Source organism: Candidatus Thermodiscus eudorianus (assembly GCA_015521085.1).
GTDB classification, from domain to species: Archaea; Thermoproteota; Thermoprotei_A; order Sulfolobales; family Acidilobaceae; genus Thermodiscus; species Thermodiscus eudorianus.
This window is the reverse complement of the sequence record WAOW01000005.1, coordinates 35450-50051: the sequence shown is the minus strand read 5'-3', so window position 1 is coordinate 50051 and position 14602 is coordinate 35450. Positions and strand designations below refer to the sequence as shown.

The 14602-nt window shown below is 48.5% G+C and carries 13 protein-coding genes, 3 tRNA genes and 1 other RNA gene; 6 read left to right on the top strand and 11 right to left on the bottom strand.

The window, feature by feature from the left end; translation table 11 throughout:
* Nucleotides 1-61: 61 nt before the first annotated feature.
* A complete protein-coding gene (locus F7C38_03340; GenBank protein MCE4600581.1) occupies nucleotides 62-1447 on the bottom strand; it encodes an FAD-dependent oxidoreductase in 1386 nt (461 codons plus the stop codon).
* Between the two features lie 312 nt (nucleotides 1448-1759).
* Here F7C38_03340 and F7C38_03335 point away from each other — a divergent pair, with 312 nt between their 5' ends.
* Nucleotides 1760-2785, top strand: a complete 1026-nt coding sequence (locus F7C38_03335) for a hypothetical protein (GenBank protein ID MCE4600580.1) — start codon at nucleotides 1760-1762, stop codon at nucleotides 2783-2785.
* On the opposite strand, the gene F7C38_03330 is transcribed toward F7C38_03335, so the two are convergent.
* The gene (locus F7C38_03330; GenBank protein MCE4600579.1) at nucleotides 2723-3052 is read right to left on the bottom strand and encodes a hypothetical protein; all 330 of its coding nucleotides are present in this window, start codon (nucleotides 3050-3052) and stop codon (nucleotides 2723-2725) included. The two genes, F7C38_03335 and F7C38_03330, sit on opposite strands and share 63 nt — an antisense overlap.
* Before the next feature lie 93 nt (nucleotides 3053-3145).
* Between F7C38_03330 and F7C38_03325 the strand changes: the two genes are divergently transcribed.
* Nucleotides 3146-3973 (top strand): hypothetical protein, encoded by an 828-nt coding sequence (locus F7C38_03325; protein MCE4600578.1) that lies wholly within the window; start codon nucleotides 3146-3148, stop codon nucleotides 3971-3973.
* Between the two features lie 4 nt (nucleotides 3974-3977).
* Here F7C38_03325 and F7C38_03320 read toward each other — a convergent pair whose 3' ends face one another.
* Nucleotides 3978-4736 (bottom strand): rhomboid family intramembrane serine protease, encoded by a 759-nt coding sequence (locus tag F7C38_03320; protein MCE4600577.1) that lies wholly within the window; start codon nucleotides 4734-4736, stop codon nucleotides 3978-3980.
* A 78-nt stretch (nucleotides 4737-4814) separates the two neighbouring features.
* On the opposite strand from F7C38_03320, the gene F7C38_03315 reads away from it, so the two are divergent.
* Complete coding sequence (locus F7C38_03315) at nucleotides 4815-5690, top strand: protoheme IX farnesyltransferase (GenBank protein MCE4600576.1); 876 nt, start codon at nucleotides 4815-4817, stop codon at nucleotides 5688-5690.
* Nucleotides 5691-5695: 5 nt separating this feature from the next.
* Nucleotides 5696-6448: a hypothetical protein gene (locus tag F7C38_03310; protein MCE4600575.1), complete on the top strand. Its 753-nt coding sequence runs from the start codon at nucleotides 5696-5698 to the stop codon at nucleotides 6446-6448.
* Here the strand turns inward: F7C38_03310 and moaA are convergent.
* Both moaA and rnpB read right to left on the bottom strand, forming a co-directional pair.
* On the bottom strand, nucleotides 6393-7460 hold the full coding sequence (gene moaA / locus F7C38_03305) for a GTP 3',8-cyclase MoaA (GenBank protein ID MCE4600574.1): 1068 nt from the start codon (nucleotides 7458-7460) through the stop codon (nucleotides 6393-6395). The genes F7C38_03310 and moaA overlap by 56 nt on opposite strands.
* Before the next feature lie 49 nt (nucleotides 7461-7509).
* Nucleotides 7510-7831: RNase P RNA component (gene rnpB, locus F7C38_03300), an RNA gene on the bottom strand.
* 225 nt (nucleotides 7832-8056) lie between these two features.
* On the opposite strand from rnpB, the gene F7C38_03295 reads away from it, so the two are divergent.
* A complete protein-coding gene (locus F7C38_03295; GenBank protein MCE4600573.1) occupies nucleotides 8057-10282 on the top strand; it encodes a hypothetical protein in 2226 nt (741 codons plus the stop codon).
* Here F7C38_03295 and F7C38_03290 read toward each other — a convergent pair.
* The 3 genes from F7C38_03290 to pyrH form a co-directional block, all read right to left on the bottom strand.
* The gene (locus F7C38_03290) at nucleotides 10266-11642 is read right to left on the bottom strand and encodes an NAD(P)/FAD-dependent oxidoreductase (protein ID MCE4600572.1); all 1377 of its coding nucleotides are present in this window, start codon (nucleotides 11640-11642) and stop codon (nucleotides 10266-10268) included. The genes F7C38_03295 and F7C38_03290 overlap by 17 nt on opposite strands.
* A gap of 136 nt (nucleotides 11643-11778) precedes the next feature.
* Nucleotides 11779-11856, bottom strand: a tRNA-Val gene (locus tag F7C38_03285).
* A gap of 60 nt (nucleotides 11857-11916) precedes the next feature.
* Nucleotides 11917-12597 carry a UMP kinase gene (gene pyrH / locus F7C38_03280; GenBank protein MCE4600571.1) on the bottom strand — a complete coding sequence of 227 codons (681 nt, stop codon included), beginning with the start codon at nucleotides 12595-12597 and terminating at the stop codon, nucleotides 11917-11919.
* Nucleotides 12598-12745: 148 nt separating this feature from the next.
* Between pyrH and F7C38_03275 the strand changes: the two genes are divergently transcribed.
* The gene (locus F7C38_03275) at nucleotides 12746-13543 is read left to right on the top strand and encodes a hypothetical protein (protein MCE4600570.1); all 798 of its coding nucleotides are present in this window, start codon (nucleotides 12746-12748) and stop codon (nucleotides 13541-13543) included.
* A gap of 165 nt (nucleotides 13544-13708) precedes the next feature.
* Here the strand turns inward: F7C38_03275 and F7C38_03270 are convergent.
* The 3 genes from F7C38_03270 to F7C38_03260 all read right to left on the bottom strand — a co-directional run bounded on the left by F7C38_03270 (nucleotide 13709) and on the right by F7C38_03260 (nucleotide 14514).
* A tRNA-Val gene (locus F7C38_03270) sits at nucleotides 13709-13786 on the bottom strand.
* 117 nt (nucleotides 13787-13903) lie between these two features.
* Nucleotides 13904-14299 (bottom strand): CBS domain-containing protein, encoded by a 396-nt coding sequence (locus F7C38_03265; protein ID MCE4600569.1) that lies wholly within the window; start codon nucleotides 14297-14299, stop codon nucleotides 13904-13906.
* A 138-nt stretch (nucleotides 14300-14437) separates the two neighbouring features.
* Nucleotides 14438-14514 (bottom strand) — tRNA-Ala (locus F7C38_03260).
* Nucleotides 14515-14602: the final 88 nt, after the last annotated feature.

Genomic DNA, 14602 nt, shown 5'->3' with positions numbered 1-14602 from the left:
CCCATATATCTATGTAGTCTAAAGCGGGCCCCCGCAAATAAAGCCTATCAAGCCTTAACGTCTAGGCTTTCTTAGGTTTCTCACCCAGGGTCCTCATTAGCAGCCTTGCAGCTACTATGAGGCTATCCCATACGGGTGCTAGTGGGGGTGCGTATCCTATATCTGTTGCAAAGAGGTCCCACACCGTTGCCTGTGTCGTTAGGAGTGATGCTATAACGTTTATCCTCCAAAGCACGGTTTCACTCTTACCTACGGCTTGCGCGCCTAGTAGCTTTCCTGTGTCAGCATCTGCTACTACCTTCAGGGTTAGGGGTTCCGAGCCGGGCATGTAGTGTGCCTTGGTCCTGGCGTTTACCTTGGCTTCGACCACGTTATATCCCATGTTCTCGGCTTCACTCTTAGATAAACCGGTCCGCGCGACTACAGCATTGAAAGTCTTGAATGTACTTGTTCCAACACTGCCTGGGAAGACGGCTTCCCTTCCAGCTATATTGCTCCCAGCCACATAGCCCTGCTTGTTGGCCACTGGAGCGAAGGGTCTCCAGACTCTTCTCCCGGTGACTAGATCCTTGTGCTCTACAGCGTCTCCCACAGCATATACATAGTCTATACTGGTTCTCATATACTCGTCTGTCCATATGGCGCCCGTCTCTCCTATCTTTAGACCTATTGACTTGGCTAACTCGATGTTAGGCTCAATACCTACACCTACTATGAAGAGATCGCCTGCAATATCGCCCTTCTCTGTAACCACGCTTGTCACACGTCCATCAGATATCCTGAATTCTTTGACCGGGGCTCCCGTTATGACTTCTACGTTATTCGATTCGAGCTCGGACTTAACTAGTTCTGCTAGATCGGGATCCAGGGTTCTAGGCGCTACCTGGTCTAGTGCCTCGACTAGAGTCACCTTAAGGCCGAGCTCGGTTAGGGTCTCTGCCAGCTCTAGCCCAACGTATCCAGCGCCAACGATGACCGCTCTTGACCCGGTGTTGAGTCGAAGCGCGTAGTCTCTTATTTCCTGTGCCGTGTCTAGGTGTTTTATGTAGAACGCGTTGCGTGCTTCATTTAGCTCGGGCCATATCCGGGGGGCTTTGCTCCGGGCGCCGGTCGCTAGGAGGAGGTAATCGAATTCAAGTTCGCCCTCCTTGCCGCTCTTTAATTCCCGGTAGTGGATTTTCTTCGAGTCTATGTCTATCCAGGTCACCTCGGTTTCTAGCCTCAGGTCTATTCCCCGCTTCCTGGTAAACTCTTCTGGAGGATAGTATAGGAGGTCGCTGAGCCTCTTCACGATGCACCCTACGTGGTACGGTATTCCGCATAGGGCGAAGCTAACCCATCTAGTCTTCTCGAAAACCGTTACATCGAGCTTCTTGTTTAGCCTCTTTGCCCTGGACGCTGCTGCCATTCCGGCGGCGCCACCGCCTACAACGACTAGCCTGGCCATGAATGTCCACCATGGTTTTAGACGTGTTTACGGCTGGGTTTATTGTCTTTCGCAATACCTGGTCATCATTAATTAATCCCTGTCTGGGATCCCGTATAATCAAGGGGGGTAGCGTGGGGCTTGCCGTATCTGGAGGCCGATACAGCTATTATTCATGGAAGGATTGTAGAGGACTTGAGACTGCCTTTCCACATGGACGTTTCTTATAGAACAGTTGTTATTCCTGGTTTCTCGGATACGCATGCTCATCCTCAGGTTATTGATGCGGGCTTGGATAATCAAAGGGGGTTTTGGCCCGACAGTTATAGGTGGTTGGACGAGCGCAGGCTTCATGTCGACGAGGTCATGCTCAGACAGGACATAGGCTTATCGGCTAGACTGGCCGAGCTAGCTTTGAAGAGGGCTGTGCTTGAGGGTGTGACGCTTATCGCTTTCACGGGAGTTCTCGAAGCTAATCTCAAGGCTAGGCTTAGGTTCCCGGGTGGTCCGAGGCTAGTTCTCCTTCCAACCTCGATGGATAGAGCTGGCTGGATGAAGCCGGCAGAGGTACTACACTTATACAATAAATACTATAATTATTTAGAAGATAGTCTGCTCCGTATAGGTATTTTCGTGCATAGCTTACGGTGGGCTAGCAGGTCTACGTTTAGGGAAGCCTTAGTCCTGGCCTCTAATACGGGCATGCCTCTAGGTCTGCACCTGTCCGAAGGCATAAGCGAGAAATCAGAGTTCGTAGCGCGGGTCTCTGAGGCACCCCGCCTACCTAGGATAATAGCAGTGCATTGTATCGAGGATAACCCCCGTGAAATGGGAATACGATGCTCATCGTGTCCCGGCTCGAATATGATTCTCTATGGACGTAGCCGGACGAGCCTGGAGGGAGTCACCAGCTTTGGAAGCGACTGGCCCCACTTAATAGGCACAGTGTCGAGGCACATAGGATTAATTCTCCGCCTGTTCCCAGCACGCCTAGGCAGTGTATTGTATAGGATAACAACTGGCGGCTACATTGATTATGGAGTGCAACACAATGGGGATCTCGTAGCATATGACAGTCCTCTTGAAGACGTTATCACCGGGAGGGTATTGCCACGCATGGTTATGGTAGCTGGCAACATAGTTGTTGACGAGAGTGTTATACCGGATACAGGCGAATCTCTGTCTGATGTGGAGAGGGAGGTTAGGGAGGTCTCAAAGTATGCGTCCGAGGTTTATGGCGATGGCTCTCCCCCTCTACTACCAGGCCCTCGATTCATATGGGATATAATGGAGTCCCTAGGTGGAGAGCCTAATATAAGCCTGTCCGGGGAAGTCTTCGTCCAGCATGGTCTTCAGTAGTCCTACTATACTAGCTAGAAGTCTGGGATCGTTTGAATGAATCGCTACTACTATTGTTAAGCTAGCCTGTGAGAGAGTCTTTATCTCGGGGATTAATGCTGAAACACTGATTAGCGTGGTACTACATGCGTGGAGGGACCATGAGCTACCTCGAACGTTGTTTTCACACGTGGTAGAGAGCTTCCTATTTATGGTATCGAGAATGGCAGGTATAATCGTGGGCTCGCTTGACTCGATTACGAGTCCTACGTTATAGCAGTTCTTCAAGATTATACCACCCGGGTATAGTGTGCTACCCGCGTTAAGGTTAAAGATAAACCGATATACAGGCCAGACCTTCAACTAATCACGGGTGAGTGCTTGCCTCAACGTGACCTCGACCGGTTGCGCCAGGCTCTACTGATAGTGCTCTCGACGCCGGTTAAACCGGGCGCTACGCACAGGCTGAGACTGGACGCTTTATTCGAAACACGACTCTCCGAGAGTGTGATCCTGTTTAACTACATGGAACAGGCATTCGAGAGAGGCATTAAGCTTGGGAGGGGAGACATTGACGCAAAGAGCTTGGGGCTCGGTAGGATGATAGCCGATGCACTAAGGGACGCCTTCGACTTCACGGGAAGAAAGCCCGTGCCAGGCATCGTTTACTCGGCGATCGCAACAGCCATCGCTACTGGCTACTCTAGTGTATCCGGTAAGAGCGTCATGTATGAAGCAAGCAGGCTGTCCAGGATACTGCCTTACACTACAGGCGTCTCGGACGCGATTGACTTCGTGGAGGGATTAGAGGGTGTAGGTGCAAGTGACTACCTCTTAAACCTTGATAGGAAAGGTATAACTAGGCATAGCATAAGGTTGAATTCTCTTTCGCTAGGGGACCTTGCTGAGGTGTTGTACGATCTCGATGCAGGCTTTGCATTCAACGCACGCCACTTCACGTCAATAAAGGATGCTTATAGCGAGGCCTTATCGGCGAGCAATATCCTTGAGGCCTCTTTGAGAGCCTTCTATAGAATCGGACTGGATAGAGGGCTCTTCGAGAGAGTTCCAAGTGAGGGCATCCTAGAGTATTTTATCAAGCTAGACAAGGGGGCGCTAGGCAAGTCTCAGGACAACGATAGACTACTTGGATGCGCATACGCGGGCGTTGCCCTTGCATACGTAGAGAAGCCTTTGCCTCTCCCCTAACCCTCTAGTAGCCCCCATAGACTATTACTAGTCTCCTGGGCCTGACGTACTTCCTCGCGAATATTAACAGGAGCGCGATGCCCGTTAGGAATCCTCCTATATGCGCCCAGAAGGCTACGCCGGCTTGTACGCCGGTGAAGACTACTAGTAGCCCCATCGCCAGCTGGTATACGAACCAAATTAGGATATAGACGCTGGCCGGCATTCGGAGCGGGATCGGGATGTATCCCCAGAAAGTCAGTACTTCCACCTCGCTATGGGGGAACAATGTAAGGTACGCCCCTAACACGCCGCTGATAGCGCCGCTAGCGCCTATAGCCGGGATGAGGAAGGGGTTTACACCGGTTGAGAGAGCGGCGTTTCCTATCAGGTGCGACGGCATAAATGTGATGCTGGCTATGTGGAATAATGTTGCTCCCAGGCCCGAGAGGATGTAGAAGACCAGGTATCTTAAGCGGCCCATGACTCTTTCGATGTCGTCGCCGAAGATATACAGGTAGAGCATGTTTCCTAGGAGATGCGCTAGTCCTCCATGGAGGAACATTGAAGTTATCAGTGTATGGTATCCTTCTCCTGCTAGTAGTCTTCCTGGCACCATTCCGAGATCGTACACTACTTCATTGTAGTTTATCGCTCCTGGGACGAGTAGGGAGGGATAGGTTATTCCAACAAAGAATATAATTATATTTAATATTATAATAGTGGTATTTACTATTGGAAACGCTCTAGACCCGCGGTATCCCGTGTCACTTACAGGTAGCATCGAGTAATCCCGACCCCAAGTAAACTTCATAGACTTCTGCTTATAAATGCTAGGAATAGCATGGACAGTGGGACGAGTATGAGTGGGAGAAGCAGAATAGTGCAGTTGCTGTTAATGACTAAGCCAAAACAGCTAGCGTTACTGATGATTACCATGTACGGTGCATACTTTATAGGTGGCGGGGGCCTTGACGCCCGTACCCTGCTTCTCCTAACATTGACTGGCATAGGATCGGCTGGTGGTGTTACAGCCCTTAACATGTACTTGGAGGTTGATATCGACAGGCTCATGCCGAGAACTAGATCCCGTCCATTGCCCAGTGGCTCTCTATCTAGGAGGGAGGCACTTTACGGGATATCTGGCTTGATTCTGATGGGTACTCTAGCAGGTGCCTTCATAAACAAATACGTGGTTTTAGCTTCCTTAATAGGTTTGTATTTCGATATTATTGCTTATACCGAGATAGCTAAGAGAAGAACCGAATGGGCCCTCTTGCTTGGGAGTGTAGCGGGGAGCATGCCTGCTCTAGGCGGATGGGCAGCTGCTAGGGCGTCGATAGACCTACTGGGGATAATGCTGGCATCCATAGTGTACGTGTGGCAACCCCTCCATGTAGCCTTTATACACTATTACTATGAGGACCAGTACAATGGTGCTGGTATCCCAACGATTCCCTCTAAGCTAGGATCCCACGCATTTGCTCAACTGGCGCTGTATTCGGTCACAGCTACAATACTATTATCATGGATAGTTTCCGTGAAGCTAGGTGGAGGATTTCTTAGCGCTTCTATAGTGACTATACTGGGTTTCATGGCTTTACGCGTTGTGTCGAGTTTCAAGAGGTCTCCCAGTAAAATTCTTGCGCGTAATATGATAAAGTTTGCCAGTCCCCTAGTAGGAATAATATTTATATTATTGCCATTAGAGATTCATATTATAAATAATATATGGTGAGCTCTATGAACAATTCTAGAGACGGATGCACATCGAGTAGCGTGGCTGGATGCGTGTTAATTGCCTCGGCCGGGGGAATAGCTTTACTGTCACTCGTAGTAGAATCAGCAGTAGTCCCTATCATCTATACTATAATCGTGTTATCACTTGGCTTAGTTCTCTACAATATCTCGGGGCATAAGCTTTCAACAACACTATCGGTATCGACAATCATTATAATATTGCTCTCAATATATTATAGTAGCATAATAGTATTGACGGCAGTCTTCTACGCGACACTCCTCCTCATACTCTATTCCACGAAGAAAATAGAGTTGTCTCTAGCCTACTGGCCCGTGGTGATACTACCAGCATATGCTTATGGAGGCGTCTCTTGGCTTCCGCTTTACTCTGCTCTATCCATCGCCACGTCAGTGATGCTCTCCTATATGGAAAGTAAGCGCGGCCACGTCTTTATGATGCTAACCATAGCCCCCATTGTGGTGATGGTTGACCCGCTCCTCTCAGCAGCGATTTCTGCATCAACCCTAGCACTCTCGGTGGTCCTAGCGGGGATTGTGGAACGCTCTGGGTGTCCGTTTACACAGGATTCGGGCCTAGTCTTTGTAGGAGTCGGTGTATCATTGCTCGGCGTGCTCGCCGCCTTGGCAGGAAAGCCATGGGCAAACTACTGGCTCGTCCTATGGATAACAGGCTTTCTATTCATAGAAGCTGGCGCTTTAGTTCCTCAAGAATTATATCATAGTAGCGCTTCTTAGGCATCTTTATCCTGGCTATCCTATGAGTCATCCCCGCGCGTGTTTCGGCCCCGTTCGTCAGTTTCGGGAGGACATAGGGTCTCCTGATCTTGTTGACCTCAACCAGTTTCCTTGCCGCGGCCAGTATTCTCTCGTTTAGATTGCCTTCTCTTATGTCTGGTAGAAGCGAGGGACGCGGACCCTTCCAGTTCAAACAGGGTGAAAGGTCCCCGAAAGGACCGACCCTGATCCTACTGCATCCCATGCAGAAGAGCGGGTTGTTGTAGGGGCGTACGATTTCGATCTTCGCCCCCGAGGGGAGTACGTAGACCGGTCTATTGTGGAGCTTTCTCCTCACCACTTTGGCTCCATGTCTTACTAGCTCTTTTTCTATTGTATTGAGGGGTGCATAGTAGTTCTTGAAGAACTTGGCTCCCATCCCCACCGGGTGTAGCTCTATTAACTGTAGCACTGCATCGAATCTATACGCGAGGTCTAGAATGTTCCAGACCTCCTTGTCGTTGACCCCTTTCAGGACTACCATGTTGACCTTTAGTCGGAGGCCTTGATTGGCGGCGGCTCTCAGGCCATTTAGTGCTCTCTCTAATCCATTGACTCCTGTAATGAATTCGTAGACCTTACTCCTAAGGCTGTGTATGGATATGTTAACGCGGTTCAGACCAGCTTCAGCCAGGGGGCCAGCCAGCTTTTCTAGGAGGTAGCCGTTGGTCGTCATAGAGATCTCTCCGTCGGGGGCTCCGGCTTTTAGCTCTCTCACTATACTAACAATATCTCCTCTGATCAGGGGCTCGCCTCCAGTTATTTTGAACTTAGACACGCCAAGTAGGCTAGCTGCACGGGCAATGACATAGTAGTCCTCAGCTTTCAGTAGAGGGCTAAGTCTCCCGGGCTTAACCGGTCCTGTAACGGGTTCGCCTTCCACGTGGCAAAAGATGCATTTGTAGTTGCACTCGACTGTGACTGCTATTCTCAAGTTATCGAAGGGCCTCATATACGCGTCATGTACCCTCATTAGATTCCCAGCCTCTCACCGGTCATAGCGCTACTCTATCTAGTAGAGCCAGCCCCGGCTATAACCCGCCTTCTGTACTACGGCGGCATTCGACTCAGCGGTCACTCCTCCAGCCTCGCGCGGCGCCTCCTCGGCTGGAAGCCTTGCTCCACCGGGGTCGACCGTTTCACCGCATCCCCAGGCTCCTCGGCTGGTTACCACCCTCCAGTTACCTGGAGGGTCTCGCAGCTTCACTGTCATCGGCCTGGGGCCGTGTCGTTTCTGTGTCGTTGCCGCGGGTTTCACCCGCGCCCCTTGCGGGGCCCGGTTGCCGCGGGGAGGGCGGAGTTTCCTCGGGCCCTTTATGGCCCGTCGGCCGCCAGCCGGGGCTGGCCTTCTATTATTGTCGTTTTCGGGGCTATTGTAACTTGGTAAGTATAAGGTTTTCCGTGCTTGTTATTCGTGATGGAGCACATCCTATAATAAATTATTATATAATATAAAAGTATTTTGTAATTTAGATTGCTACAAAACTATATAATTCCGTTCCAATGTGGGTTCTGATGGAGCGAAGAGGAAATGAGCGTTCAAGCTGTGCTTCTCGCGGTGCATGAATTATGTGGTGGAAAAACAAGTTCATCCGCGTCCTCCAATTTAACATAGAGGATCCCTACGGGTTTTTCGCCGATAGAATTACAAGCGATACGCTGGTATCGCTTGCGAGGAAGGTCCGTGCGAACACTCTGATAGTATTCGCTAGAGACGGCTGGGGCAGGGTCTTTTACGCTGGAAGCAGACTTTATCCAAGGCATCACAATGCTGCATTAGACCTAAAGGAGTTAGTCGACAAAGCCAGAGAGCACGGCATCCATGTCATCGTCATGGCTGCTCACACGGCCAACAGATACCTGTATAGGCTGCATCCGAGCTGGGCCCAAAGGAATTCAGAGGGAGAGGTCGTTGTACTAGAACACTATCCTAGGACCGCTAAGATAATCGATCCCCACTGGCCCCTCATATGCCCCAACAGTCCGGCACTGGACCAGTACTTTGTCCCCGAAGTGGAGGAGGCAGTAAAATTAACTGGAGCAGACGGACTACTTCTAGATAGCTTTAGGTATCTACCCGATCCACAACGCGCTTGTTTTTGCAAGTACTGTAGACTAAAATTCTCGTCGGAGTATGGGGAAGAACTACCCACAAGGATTAACATGGAAGACGAGGTTTCAAGGCATGCCTGGGAGTGGAGATACAAGGTCAACGTAAGGGCAATTGAAAGGATGGCTAGAGCAGTTAAAAGAGCTAATCCCAACGCCCTCTTCATGTATAACAGTCACCCTGCAGGATGGGCTGGCAGGGGTAACATCGTAGTCTCGAAAACCAGACACATACTCGACGGCGTCTTCGCCGAGGCTAGCGAAGTCGACGTGAGAGGGCCAGGCATGTTAACTATAGTAACCAAGTTAACACGAGCCCTCCTAGGCGACAAAGATAAACCGGTCTTCGTCAGCAGGAACATGTTCTACGATCTGCGCCCAGTCCATAGCCCTCCGGAAGAGGCTATACGGCTCGGTCTATGGGAAATAGTCGCGGCGGGAGGCTATCCCCAGGCAACGATCTTCTCGTCCCAGTTCTTCACCGACAATAGGGCTGTGGAGGCATTGGAGTCTGTCTACGAGGAGATGGAGCGTGTCGAGGACTACCTCGTAGATAGAGAACCAGTTAACTATCTGGGAATACTCTTCGACCCGGACACTCACGACAAGCAGTACTGGAATAAGCCAGAGTACTATATAGGCGAGGTGGAAGGATTCATATTCATGGCAATGCACAAGCACCTCCCATGGAGTATTATATCGGCCCAAGACCTAGACAAGGAGGCTATACACGAGAAACACCCCGTTATTATAGCCCCCGGAATGACCATTCTATCCGAAGACGGTAAGGAAGAACTGGAAAGATACGTATACGAGGGCGGCACGCTTATCGCAACACACGAGTTTGGCATAATGAGGCCCGACTTCACCTATCGCGAGGCAATAGCGCTACAGGAAGTCTTCGGGTTCAACTATGAAGGCACATTCCACTTCGGCTTTGGCTACGTACACCTGAACAAAGATGGTAACGGTGACTTATGGAGGGACCTCCCAGAAGCCATCCCACTCGGAGATCACAGCGCCGCCTTTGTGAAGGAGCGCTTCGAACCACGTCTAGGAGAGCTAGTCAGAGCCAGAATAGTGTCAGCACATCCCCTAGCAATGGCGAGGCTCGGCCGCAGTGCCTATGGGTACGAATACACCCTAGGCAAGAGTACTCCAGCTCCGGACTCAGTACTAGACCTGGCTGCAGTTACATACAACGAATACGGAAGGGGCCGTACGCTCTACTACTCCTTCCGCTTGGGAGCACATTATTCCAGGCTAGGTCTCCCCGACTACGCGGAGCTTTTTGCCAGGCCCTTAAGCCGTTACGCGCCTAGGCCACCCATAACACTTGAAGGACCTGATACAGTCCAGATGGAAGCATATAGAAAGGGAGAGCAGCTGGTAATCCACCTGGTAAACCACACGACAAACCAGAGGATACTAAGTGCGCCCACAGGGCCTAGCAAACAATCGCTGCCAGGCTTTGACCCCGCATACAGGGTTCATCCTATCAGGACTATAATCCCCGTGGCCAATCTAACCCTCAAAGTATCTCGTACTCTAATAGAAGGCGAACCGTCGGCATGGAATCCCATTACAGGGGATAACTTTGATATAGAAGCCAGGAACGACTACATTAATGTAAGAGTGCCGCGGGTAAAGGATCACGCCATGATAGTTATTAGCCGGAGGGCTTGACCTCCCTAACTCTAAAACCTCTTATATGTATTGGCCTGTCACTTGCGGCTTCGAGGGCTTCGCTTAGGGCTTCACTCATGGTAGGGTGTGGGAACACTACTTCACTAGCTTCTTCAACTGTAAGACCTTTACGTACTATTAGAGCCGCTATGGCAGCACTCTCGCCTGCATCGGGGTAGGCCATGTGGATACCTATTATTTTCTTGTCTAGTTTATTATATATTATTTTGGTGAAGCCCTCTTTAATTCCATAGATCCTCGATTTAGCCAATCCACCAACTGGTATTCTTACTTCAACAGCGTTCAATCCCATACTCCTGGCTTCTTCCAGGGTGATTCCAACAGACACAAAGTCTACTGGCCCGAAAACCACTTGCGGTATCGGGTCGATGCCCCTCGGCTTGCCGCCGTTAATGCATTCTGACACGTTTACTGCTTGTTTCATGGCTTTATGGGCTAGTAATGGAGGCCCGGCTATATCGCCAGCCGCGTAGATTCCTGGCATGCTGGTTTGCCCGCATTTGTTGGTTTTCACGAAGCCCTTCCGGTCTAGATCCAGGCCAATTCTCCTTGCCTCTTCATTCCTGGGCACGCGGCCGATGGCTATCAGGAGCGAGTCGGCGTGTATAGAGCCATTACTAGTCAGGATCTCTATAGATTTATCATTAAGTTTGACTTTGTTAACCGGCGTCTTCAGTAGGATCTTCACACCGAGCCTTGAGAGCATTCTCCTAGCCAACAAGCCGAAATCCCTATCCATTCCAGGCAGAAGTCTATCCAACGCCTCTATCAAGGTAACCTTTAAGCCGAGTCTGGCGAGGATAAACGAGTACTCTACACCTATATAGCCACCGCCTACCACTGCTATGGAGTCGATTGACTCGAATTCGAAGTTTAAAATGGACCTGTTGTCATGCACTCTCCTTCCATCGACGTTTGCCCATTGTGGTATTAGGGGCGTGCTGCCTGTGGACAAGATAATAGCCTTTCTAGCTTCGTAGATCCTCCCATTTATATCGACGGTTTTTGATGGAAGTACTCTAGCTCTGCCGTTGACGACTTCTACATCGTAGCTAGCTAGTAGTGATTCGATGCTTGTAGAGACGTCATTTGCGATGTTTCGGGCGAATGAGAAGGATTCACCAATTATATTATTTATATTATAGTTAATCCTTGATAAATGATCTAATGAGGCAGCGACACTCCTAAGGCTTTTAGTAGGCACACATCCATAATTAGTGCATTCACCGCCTAGCCGATCCTCCTCAACTAGCAAGACCTTGTAACCCAGTTCAGACAGCCTAATCGCAGCTGGATACCCGCCTGGCCCGCCTCCGACAATAATCGCGTCATAAGCCACGCTATCCACCATGAGCAATTTAAGCCGGGTCTCCTAATAACGGGATTGTATTTGCCAGTAAAAGTCTACGAAACTGTCACACGGAGGATGTCAAGTCTAGCTATTATGTATGGTATTTAAGGAGTCGTGATTGTGTTGGTGGGCCCGCGGGGATTTGAACCCCGGACCTCCGCCGTGTAAGGGCGGCGTCCTAACCAGGCTAGACGACGGGCCCTGCCATATCCCTCATTTAGCCTGGAGAGGATTTTATAGAGTTTGGTGCACAGACTCCAACCTAGTCTGGCTCTACTATTGTGCCGATCCTCTCGCCTCTCAGCGCCTTTAGGAGGTTACTAGGATCAGAGCCGTCTATGAAGTGTATCGGTATCCTACTACGACGCGCTATCTTCACAGCTAGATGATCTATCAGGGTATATCGCCCCGCTTGTTGTTCGTAGGAAGATACTATTTCCTCTAGGTCATTCAAAGTTATCCTTTCAAGGAGCCTTGAGCCAGGTAGCTTTGGATCTTTATCATACACCCCCTCAACTTTATTGAGCATATTTATCACTTTCTCCGCATTGATCGCCTCCGCAATTAATAGGGAAACGGCGTTGGTACTCTGCCCTGGCTCAAATCCTCCTACTACCGGTATCTGTCCCCGGGAATAGACCTCCAGTACAGCTTCTACATTACTTGGAATCTCAAGGGGGCTTCTGGGATAGAGAAGCGAAGCAAGTAAACGCGCATTCAACCGAGATACTTTAATGCCTAAGAGATCTTGTAGAGATTGATTAATATCTAGTCCCCGAAGCACGTTTATGTATTCTCGTGCTATAGGTCCTCCTCCAACTACAATCGCCAACCTCATACCACTTTCATGGATCTCGGAGATAATCCGGCGGAGTTCAGCCACATACTCTAGCCTCGGCGGGTAAATCAGGGATCCACTAATCTTTACAACAATCGCCCTCAACTCTCTACACCCAAGGACAAAATGAGACGATTTATATTATAATCCTATACTCACAAATAAAATCATTATATATAATTATTATATAGTATATAAATAAATTTATATAAATAGGTTGTAAGTTATAAAGACGTTTTGGGTGTATAGAATAATGTTACTAACTGTAGCTAGTATTATAGGCATAATAGGGACTGTTACTGGTATTATATTTTATCTACGTGAGCATGAAATAAGGAGAGAAATTGAGCTTCAACTGAAAGAAAAACAGCGATTAAGGGATATGTCAAAAATGTTAGGCGATCTTATAGAACGGTTAGAATCTATACTATATTCTATATATAATTATAATTCAAAAAATATAAATATAAATGAAGATTTAATGTCTGTGGTGGATGATATATTAAAATGTGCTTTCGATACGAAGAAAACTATTATAAGGATTGCTAATGAAATAGAGGTAATTAGTGAAACCGTTGATGAGACGAAGAATGAAAAACGCTTTAGAAAGTTCCGAGTTGATACTGCAGAGGAGGCTATTACATATTTCAAGGCAGATCTAACTCTATTACTTTCATCCAGTGTAGAGTGTGATTATGGCTATACACTTCCATACCCAACGGAGTATATAGTAGAACAAATACGACGGATATATAAAAAATCTAGTATTATGTTATCTGAGTTTGGAGATCTACTTAGCTTATTTGGTGCATCTGAACTGTTTGAAGAACTTTTAATGAGACTCATTGACGTAATGTATAATATTGCTAGAAAGATGATCGAGGGTTTTAACGTACAATTAGATACTGTAGAAAACAGTAAGGAGCTAGCATATTTAGTATTGAAAGAATCAATAAATTATAAACAAAATGAAGAAAATTTTGAGCGATTAAAAAGCCTTTTAGAGCAACTTAAAGATCTTAGGGTCAAGATTACGCAGGCCAGCTTTTGATAATTTTTATTGCGGTCTCAAAGAAAGTTATAAACTAAGTTTAAACTTGTATGTCTCACTCTCACGAAGCTAAGCGAAACACTATCAAACACATGTTATTTTTTTGAGATACATAGTCTATATAATAAGATATAAGAATAAAACAATAAGGAGTCGTGATTGTGTTGGTGGGCCCGCGGGGATTTGAACCCCGGACCTCCGCCGTGTCAGGGCGGCGTCCTAACCAGGCTAGACGACGGGCCCTGCCATATCCCTCATTTAGCCTGGAGAGGATTTTATAGAGTTTGGTGCACAGACTCCAACCTAGTCGGGCTCCTCCAAGTGCTCTTGTCCCTATTAGCTGGTTTCACCGAGAGGGATTTATGCCTCGACGTATTCTATATCCCGGATTGATACGATACCTATGAGTCTCCCATCTTTATCGACAACTGGTAGATGCCTAGTTTTTAACTTGGCCATTAGGAACCGTGCGTTTTCCACGGGCTCCTCGGGATCTATACTAACAGGGCTTGGCGTCATTACCTCGGATATAAGAGTCTTCTCGGGGTCGAGCTTCTTTGCTATAACCCTCTTTAACAAATCGCGTTCTGTGAAGATGCCAACTAGCTTTCCCTCTTCATCGATAACAGGTAGCGCGCCAATGTCGAGGCTAGCCATTCGAGTGACGGCCTCCCAGACTGTAGAGGAGGGTTTCACTGTAACTGGATTTACTGTCATAACGTCTTTAACCAAGTACTTTCTTCTAGCCAGTGACAAGCGGGCCACCCCACTATACTCTAGCATAATATATAGCTAATCATGGTTATTATTTCAAACCTTGCTTGTCCACGCTACTGGCTCGGTTCACGGTTTTCACCGGGAGAGGAATGGTTGGTATAGCGTGGTTGTGTTGTCTGGTGGACCGGCCGGGATTTGAACCCGGGGCCTCCGCCGTGCGAGGGCGGCGCTCTTCCAGGCTGAGCTACCGGCCCGCTTATGGTCGGCCGGTAACTGTATCGTTTCCTTTGAGGGGATTATTATTTTACTCTAGCATACACTTATATATTAATGTGTAGATAA

Bases quoted from the DNA above. Each gene is read 5' to 3' on its own strand.
- F7C38_03340 (MCE4600581.1), bottom strand. From the start codon at position 1,447: ATGGCCAGGCTAGTCGTTGTAGGCGGTGGCGCCGCCGGAATGGCAGCA.
- F7C38_03320 (MCE4600577.1), bottom strand. From the start codon at position 4,736: ATGCTACCTGTAAGTGACACGGGATACCGCGGGTCTAGAGCGTTTCCA.
- F7C38_03315 (MCE4600576.1), top strand. From the start codon at position 4,815: ATGAGTGGGAGAAGCAGAATAGTGCAGTTGCTGTTAATGACTAAGCCA.
- F7C38_03310 (MCE4600575.1), top strand. From the start codon at position 5,696: ATGAACAATTCTAGAGACGGATGCACATCGAGTAGCGTGGCTGGATGC.
- moaA (MCE4600574.1), bottom strand. From the start codon at position 7,460: ATGAGGGTACATGACGCGTATATGAGGCCCTTCGATAACTTGAGAATA.
- F7C38_03295 (MCE4600573.1), top strand. From the start codon at position 8,057: ATGTGGTGGAAAAACAAGTTCATCCGCGTCCTCCAATTTAACATAGAG.
- F7C38_03275 (MCE4600570.1), top strand. From the start codon at position 12,746: ATGTTACTAACTGTAGCTAGTATTATAGGCATAATAGGGACTGTTACT.